Here is a 7,571-nt window from a genome sequence, read left to right as displayed (position 1 = left end):
GGCGAGGGATCGTCCATCGGCACAGTGTCGCGCGGCGACGTCTCAGCCGTCGCGACATTTTTTTCGCGGTGTGACCCGGCTTGCGCCGGACATGCGGTGGCGGCGCTATGATGCGGCCGTCCGCCGCCGCCGGCGGCGCGTTTCCACCTGTCGGGGCTTCCTCATGCGCTGGCTGCTGCTCGCCCTCACCGTGTTCGCATTCGTGCTGTGCTTCACCCGCCACAGTGCCGGCGCGTGGGGCTTCTGGCTGCTGGTCGGACTGGTCGGCATTTTCGCTACCGCACTGGCCTTCGTGCAGGCGCGCATCGCCGGCCGTGCGCGTGACGACAGCCTGTCCGAGTACGACCTGAAGCGGCTGCGCGAGGGCAAGGTTCCGCTGAAGCACGAGCGCACCCCGCGCTAGGCCCGTCGCGCTACCGCTCCAGCTCGGCCACCATCGCCTCGCGCATCAGGTGCTTCTGCACCTTGCCGGTCACCGTCATCGGGAACGCATCGACGAAACGCACGTAGTGCGGCACCTTGTAGTAGGCCAGGTGATGGCGGCAGTAATCCTGGATCTCGGCCGCGCTGGCCGCGCTGCCTTCGCGCAGGCGGATCCACGCACAGACCTGCTCGCCGAACTTCGCATCGGGCACGCCGAACACCTGCACGTCGAGCACCTTCGGATGGGTGTACAGGAACTCCTCGACCTCGCGCGGGTACACGTTCTCGCCGCCGCGGATGATCATGTCCTTGAGCCGGCCGACGATGCTGCAGTAGCCGTCCGCGTCGATCACCGCGAGGTCGCCGGTGTGCATCCAGCGCGCTTCGTCGATGACCTCGCGGGTACGCGCCTCGTCGTCCCAGTAGCCCCGCATCACCGAGTAGCCGCGCGTGCACAATTCGCCCGGGGTGCCGCGCGGCACCACCCGGCCGCGTTCGTCGACCAGCTTCACTTCCAGTTGCGGATGGATCCGGCCCACGCTGTCGACGCGCCGTTCCAGCGGATCGTCCGGCACGGTCTGGAAACTCACCGGGCTGGTCTCGGTCATGCCGTAGGCGATGGTGATCTCGCTCAGGTGCATCTCGCTGACCACCCGCCGCATCACCTCGATCGGGCACGGCGAGCCGGCCATGATGCCGGTGCGCAGGCTGCCGAGATCGAACTCGGCGAAGCGCGGATGTTCGAGTTCGGCGATGAACATTGTCGGCACGCCGTGCAGGCCGGTGCATTTTTCCGCGGCCACGGTTTCCAGCGTGGTCAGCGCGTCGAACCCCTCGCCGGGGATCACCATGCAGGCGCCGTGGGTGACGCAGGCGAGGTTGCCCAACACCATGCCGAAGCAGTGATAGAACGGCACCGGGATGCACAGCCGGTCGCGCTCGGTGAGGCGCATCGCCTCGCCGATGAACCAGCCGTTGTTGACGATGTTGTGGTGGGTCAGCGTGGCACCCTTCGGCGCGCCGGTGGTGCCGGAGGTGAACTGGATATTCACCGGGTCGTCGAAACCGAGCTCCGGCTCCACCGCATGCAGCTGCGCCAGCGCGCTGGTATCGCCGAACGCCACCAGTTGTTGCCAGCTGCGCGTCCCCGCGGCCGCCACCTCGTCCAGCAGGATCACTTCGCGCAACGCCGGCAGCCGTGCCGCATGCAACTGGCCGGGTGTACTGGCGGCCAGTTCCGGCGCCAGCTCGCCGAGGATGTCCAGGTAATGCGAGGTCTTGAAGCGCCGCGGCAGCAGCAGCGTGTGGCATGCCACCTTGTTGAGCGCGTATTCCAACTCGTGCACACGATAGGCCGGGTTGATGTTGACCAGGATCAGCCCGGCCTTCGGCGCGGCGAACTGCAGCACCACCCACTCGGCCCGGTTCGGCGACCAGATGCCGACGCAATCGCCGCGCTGCAGTCCCAAGGCCAGCAAACCGGCGGCGACGCGTTCCACTTCGGCATGGAATTCACGGTAGTTCATGCGCACGTTCTGCGCGCGCACCACCAGCGCCGGCCGCTCGGGATGGGCGGCGGCGATGCGGTCGATCAGCGAGCCCAGCGTGTCGCCCAGCAACGGTTTCGCGCTGGCGCCATGAACGTAACTTGGTGCGGCACTCATCGGTGCTCTCCCGTAGTCATCGTACGGAACCGGGCCGCCAGCATAACGCCCGGATCGCGGCAGCGCGTGCATGGCGCGGGACGGCAGCATCACCCTTCAATCACGATCGCTGCACGGTGAAACAACGACGCTTGCGCTGACGTCACGGCGTGGCATCCCGCCGCCCCGCACTTCCTGGGAGTTCACAATGACTGCATCCGGCTTGATCATTTTTCTGCTCATCGGCGCGATCGCGGGCTGGCTGGCCGGCCTGATCGTGCGCGGTTTCGGCTTCGGCCTGCTCGGCAACATCGTGGTCGGCATCATCGGCGCGTTCCTCGCCGGCTGGCTGCTGCCGATGCTCGGCGTAGGCTTCAGTCTCGGCAGCCCGATCGTCACCAGCATCGTCTACGCGATGATCGGCGCGATCGTGCTGCTGGTGCTCATTGGCCTGATCAAGCGCGCCTGACGATTCGTCCGGTTCGCGGCGGCCAAAGAAAAACGCAGCGGCACGAGCCGCTGCGTTTTCCGTACCTTGCTGGCCGCACTCAGTCGCGCAGATCGACGTCCTTGGTTTCGCCCACGAACAGCAGGCCGATCACGAAGGTCATCATCGCAATCACCACCGGGTACCACAGGCCGGAGTAGATGTTGCCAGTGAGCGCCACGATGCCGAACGACACCGAAGGCAGGAAGCCGCCGAACCAGCCGTTGCCGATGTGGTATGGCAGGCTCATCGAGGTGTAGCGGATCCTGGTCGGGAACATCTCCACCAGCCACGCCGCGATCGGGCCGTAGACCATGGTCACGTACAGCACCAGCAAGGTCAGCAGCACGATCAGCATCGGGTAGTTGGTACGCGCCGGGTCGGCCTTGGCCGGGTAGCCGGCCTGGTCGAGCGCGGCACCGAGACTGGTGGTGAACGTCTTGTTCTGCGCGGTGAAGTCCGCCTTGCTCAGGCTGCTGCCCTCGAACGCCTCGTGACTGGCTTCGCCCACGGTCACCTTCGCCAGCGAACCGGCCGGCGCCGCGACGTTGTCGTACGGCACGCCGCGCTTGGCCAGGTAGCTCTTGGCGACGTCGCAGGAACTGGTGAAGACCTGCGTGCCGGTGAGGTTGATCTGCAGGTGGCAGGTGGCCGGATCGGCGAGCACGGTGACCGGTGCCGTCGCACGCGCCGTCTCCGCGCCCGGGTTGCCGTAGTGGGTAAGCCCCTTGAAGATCGGGAAGTAGGTCAGTGCGGCGAGCAGGCAACCGGCCAGCACCACCGGCTTGCGCCCGATCTTGTCGGACAGCCAGCCGAACACCACGAAGAACGGCGTGCCGATCAACAGTGCCGCGGCAATCAGCAGCTGGGTGGTGGTGGCGTCGATCCTCAATGTGCTGCCGAGGAAGTACATCGCGTAGAACTGGCCGCAGTACCACACCACGGCCTGGCCGGCGGTGGCGCCGAACAGGGCCAGGATCACCAGCTTGAGGTTGCCCCAGCGCGCGAACGACTCGGTCAGCGGCGCCTTCGACTGCTTGCCTTCCTCCTTCATCTGCTTGAACACCGGCGACTCGGCCAGCTGCAGGCGGATGTACACCGACACCGCCAGCAGCAGCGACGACAGCAGGAACGGAATACGCCAGCCCCAGTCGTCGAACTTGTCGCCGAGCAGCCACTTGCAGCCCAGGATCACCAGCAGCGACAGGAACAGGCCGAAGGTGGCGGTGATCTGGATGAAGCTGGTGTACAGGCCGCGCTTGCCTTTCGGTGCGTGCTCGGCCACGTAGGTGGCCGCGCCGCCGTACTCGCCGCCCAGTGCGAGGCCTTGCAGCATGCGCAACGCGATCAGGATCACCGGCGCCGCCATGCCGATCGAGCCGTAACTGGGCAACAGGCCCACGAAGAAGGTCGACAGGCCCATGATCACGATGGTGATCAGGAACGTGTACTTGCGCCCGACCAGGTCGCCGACCCGGCCGAACACCAGCGCACCGAACGGGCGCACCGCGAAACCGGCGGCGAACGCGAGCAAGGCGAACACCAGCTGGCTCGCCTCGTTCAACCCCGAGAAAAACTGGTGGCCGATGATCACGGCGAGCGAGCCGTACAGGTAGAAGTCGTACCACTCGAACACGGTGCCCAGACTGGACGCCAGGATCACCCGCTTGTGGCTGACGTCGAGCGCGGCGCCAGCATTGCCGCCGGTGGCGTCAATCGCATTTGTGGCCATGATGTTTCCCCTCCCGAGATAGTGAAATGCCTCTCCCGGGAACCCGGGGAGAAGTTGGGAGGTGCGGTCGTCCCTCGAACGGACCGCACCTCGTCATCCTCCCGACGCGACGGGAGGGCAATCAACGGGCGGCGTACACGCGGTACGCCGCCGTGAAGTTTTCAGAAGCGATAAAGCGCGTTGAGGCTGACCTGGTTGCCGCTGGTGGTCTTGCGGTCCACGCCGTTGCTGGTGGAGTCGAGTTTGTCGTGCATCCATTCGGCACTGAGGTCATAGGAACCGGCGGTGTACTGCAGGCTCAACGCCGTCTGGCGGTTGCGCAGCAGCCCGGTCGCGCCGTTGCCCATCCAGGTGATCACGTCGTGGGTATCCGGTCGGCTGTAGGCGTAGAACGCGTACAGGCTCCAGTTCGGCGTGAAGCTGTAGCCCGCCTGCACGAAGCCGCCGCTTTCCTGGATGTCGCCGAATTGCGACATCGCGCCGAAGATCTCGCCGAGGCCGTTGCCGGTGTAGGCCAGCCCCTTGAACGTCCACGGACCGGGCTTCCACTGGCCGCCGATCTCGTAGCCCACGCTCTTGACGTCGGAGCGGATCGGCGTGGGTGCGGTGCCGCCCACCCCGCGCAGGTCGACCTTGCTGTAATGCGCCGAGAAGTACGCCAGCCAGTTCTTGTCCTGCACGTGCAATCGCGCCTCGACCTGCGGACGGAAACCGACGCTGCCGGCGGTGAGGTAGTTGACGTTGTTGCCGGGTCCGCTCCAGGTGCCTTCGAACACGCCCACGTCGAGCCGCCATTGCGCGCCGGTGCTGCCGTGGTTGAGATCCTGCATCACCACCACGCCGGGGAAGCGCCAGCCGCCGTAGCCGGAACCGAAGCCCAGCGGGAACGCGATGTGCGCCAGCGAGGTCGGCGAATTGTCGACCGGGAACATCAGGTCCCACTGCTGGCCGATGCGCACCGTGGTGCCGCTTTCCGGGTTGGTCAGGTCCATGTAGGCCTGGCGCAGCCGCGGCGTCGGCTGCTGCTGGCTGTAGGCACCGGTACCGTTGAAGCCGCCGAAGAAGTCCATCTCGATGCGCCCGCCGCCGCTCCAGTTGCCGGCGAACTTGGCGCCCTTGAAATCGAGCCAGAAGCGCGTGTTGCGCACGTCGACGCCGGAGAGCGAACCCTTCGAGCCGGGGATCGGGAACAACGCGTTCTGGCCGTTGCCGTAGGTGAAGCTCTTGTTCTGACTGAACGCGCTGGCGCTGACGAAGCCGTGCAACGCCACCGATACGCCGGGGGCGCTGCTGAATACCGGCGTCGCGGCGGCCGGAGCCGCCGCCACATTCTGCGCGGGTGCCGCCGGCGCGGCGGGCGCGGCTTTCTGCGCCTGGATCATCGCCTTCAATTCGTTCAACTGCTGCTCGAGTTGCGCCACGCGCTGTTCGAGTTGCTGCTCGCGCGTGTCGCTCTGCGCATGGCCAGCCAGCGGGAGCATCAGGGCGCAAGCCATGCTCAGGGCAAGCGCGGAATAACGGTTGGTGTGTCGCGTGGTCATGCGTGCGTCTCCCCGAGGTCGATGACGGGCCGAGCATGGCCATGCTGCAGCGCGGGCGACTATTCGCCATTGGTCGAACATCGACCAAAGTCGAGCCGGCTGCGCGCCGCCACCTCCGTATCGATCGGGCTACACTCGAAGTCCGCACACCGCCGGGCGCTGACGCCTGCCGCGGTATCCCTGTCGCCACCTTCCACGCCGAGCCAGCAGGAGCCCAGCCATGTCCAAGCTCTATCCGGTCAACCCCTCGTTTGCCGCCGCGGCGCGTCTGCGCCACGACGACTACACACGCCTCTACGCCGAGTCGGTCAACGATCCGGAGGGCTTCTGGGGCCGCATCGGCCAGCGCCTGGACTGGATCAAGCCGCCGACGAAGATCAAGGATGTCTCGTTCGATCCGAAAGACCTGCACATCCGCTGGTACGAGGACGGCGAACTCAACGTTTCGGCGAACTGCCTCGACCGCCAGCTGGAAAAGCGCGGCGACAAGGTGGCGATCATCTTCGAAGGCGACGACCCGAAGGAGTCGCGCAAGATCACCTACCGCGAGCTGCATGCCGAGGTGTGCAAGTTCGCCAACACGCTGAAGCATCTCGGCGTGGTCAAGGGCGACCGCGTGGCGATCTACCTGCCGATGATTCCGGAAGCCGCGGTGGCGATGCTGGCCTGCGCCCGCCTCGGCGCGATCCACTCGGTGGTGTTCGGCGGCTTCTCGCCCGACTCGCTGGCCGGGCGCATCGCCGACTCCACCGCCAAGGTGGTGATCACCGCCGACGAGGGCCTGCGCGCGGGCAAGCGCATTCCGCTCAAGATCAACGTGGACGCGGCGCTGGAACGGCCCGGCACCAACAGCGTGGAAACCGTGATCGTGGTGCGCCACACCGGCGGCGCGATCAACATGCAATCGCCGCGCGACCGCTACTACCACACGCTGATGGACGGCCAGAGCGCCGAGTGCCCGCCGACGCCGGTCGAGGCCGAGCATCCGCTGTTCGTGCTGTACACCTCCGGCTCCACCGGCAAGCCGAAGGGCGTGGTGCACAGCACCGGCGGCTACCTGGTGTTCATCAGCTACACCCACGAGCAGGTGTTCGACCTGCGCGAGGACGACGTCTACTGGTGCACCGCCGATGTCGGCTGGGTCACCGGCCACAGCTACGTGGTGTACGGCCCGCTCTGCAACGGCGCGACCACGGTGATGTTCGAGGGCGTGCCGAACTACCCCGACCACAGCCGCTTCTGGCAGGTGATCGACAAGCACAAGGTCAGCATCTTCTACACCGCGCCCACCGCGATCCGCGCGCTGATGCGCGAAGGCGAGGAACCGGTGAAGAAGACCTCGCGCGCCTCGCTGCGCCTGCTCGGCTCGGTCGGCGAACCGATCAATCCGGAAGCGTGGGAGTGGTACAACCGCGTGGTCGGCGAGAACCGCTGCCCGATCGTCGATACCTGGTGGCAGACCGAAACCGGCGGCATCATGATTTCGCCGCTGCCGGGCGCGATCGGCACCAAACCGGGCTCGGCCACGCTGCCGTTCTTCGGCATCAAGCCGGCCATCGTCGACGCCGAAGGCACCGTGCAGGAGGGCGTGGCCGAGGGCAACCTGCTGATCACCGACTCCTGGCCGGGCCAGGTGCGCACCATCTACGGCGACCACCAGCGCTTCATCGAGACCTACTTCAGCGCCTACCCCGGCAACTACTTCAGCGGCGACGGCGCGCGTCGTGACGAGGACGGCTACTACT

5 protein-coding genes and 1 pseudogene are annotated in these 7,571 nt (G+C 66.5%); 3 read left to right on the top strand and 3 right to left on the bottom strand.

Annotation, left to right across the window (positions count from 1 at the left end):
* Nucleotides 1–163 precede the first annotated feature (163 nt).
* Complete coding sequence (locus ABD024_RS00645) at nt 164–403, top strand: hypothetical protein (protein WP_343848647.1); 240 nt, start codon at nt 164–166, stop codon at nt 401–403.
* A 10-nt stretch (nt 404–413) separates the two neighbouring features.
* Here ABD024_RS00645 and ABD024_RS00640 read toward each other — a convergent pair whose 3' ends face one another.
* The gene (locus tag ABD024_RS00640) at nt 414–2,087 is read right to left on the bottom strand and encodes an AMP-binding protein (RefSeq protein WP_343848645.1); all 1,674 of its coding nucleotides are present in this window, start codon (nt 2,085–2,087) and stop codon (nt 414–416) included.
* A gap of 187 nt (nt 2,088–2,274) precedes the next feature.
* Here ABD024_RS00640 and ABD024_RS00635 point away from each other — a divergent pair, with 187 nt between their 5' ends.
* Complete coding sequence (locus ABD024_RS00635) at nt 2,275–2,535, top strand: GlsB/YeaQ/YmgE family stress response membrane protein (protein ID WP_343848643.1); 261 nt, start codon at nt 2,275–2,277, stop codon at nt 2,533–2,535.
* A gap of 79 nt (nt 2,536–2,614) precedes the next feature.
* On the opposite strand, the gene ABD024_RS00630 is transcribed toward ABD024_RS00635, so the two are convergent.
* Complete coding sequence (locus ABD024_RS00630; protein ID WP_425543103.1) at nt 2,615–4,285, bottom strand: MFS transporter; 1,671 nt, start codon at nt 4,283–4,285, stop codon at nt 2,615–2,617.
* Nucleotides 4,286–4,446: 161 nt separating this feature from the next.
* A complete protein-coding gene (locus ABD024_RS00625) occupies nt 4,447–5,826 on the bottom strand; it encodes a hypothetical protein (protein ID WP_343848641.1) in 1,380 nt (459 codons plus the stop codon).
* A gap of 166 nt (nt 5,827–5,992) precedes the next feature.
* Here ABD024_RS00625 and acs point away from each other — a divergent pair.
* Nucleotides 5,993–7,571: pseudogene (gene acs / locus ABD024_RS00620) on the top strand (acetate--CoA ligase); the annotation flags it as partial.

This window comes from Rhodanobacter soli, from assembly GCF_039523495.1.
GTDB classification, from domain to species: domain Bacteria; phylum Pseudomonadota; class Gammaproteobacteria; order Xanthomonadales; family Rhodanobacteraceae; genus Rhodanobacter; species Rhodanobacter soli.
Note: the sequence above shows the minus strand (reverse complement) of the source record. Positions and strands in the feature narration are given on the sequence as shown.

What these genes read in the sequence shown, in the direction of transcription:
- ABD024_RS00630 (WP_425543103.1), bottom strand. Translation starts at nt 4,285, where the DNA reads ATGGCCACAAATGCGATTGACGCCACCGGCGGCAATGCTGGCGCCGCG.
- ABD024_RS00635 (WP_343848643.1), top strand. Translation starts at nt 2,275, where the DNA reads ATGACTGCATCCGGCTTGATCATTTTTCTGCTCATCGGCGCGATCGCG.
- ABD024_RS00645 (WP_343848647.1), top strand. Translation starts at nt 164, where the DNA reads ATGCGCTGGCTGCTGCTCGCCCTCACCGTGTTCGCATTCGTGCTGTGC.
- ABD024_RS00625 (WP_343848641.1), bottom strand. Translation starts at nt 5,826, where the DNA reads ATGACCACGCGACACACCAACCGTTATTCCGCGCTTGCCCTGAGCATG.
- ABD024_RS00640 (WP_343848645.1), bottom strand. Translation starts at nt 2,087, where the DNA reads ATGAGTGCCGCACCAAGTTACGTTCATGGCGCCAGCGCGAAACCGTTG.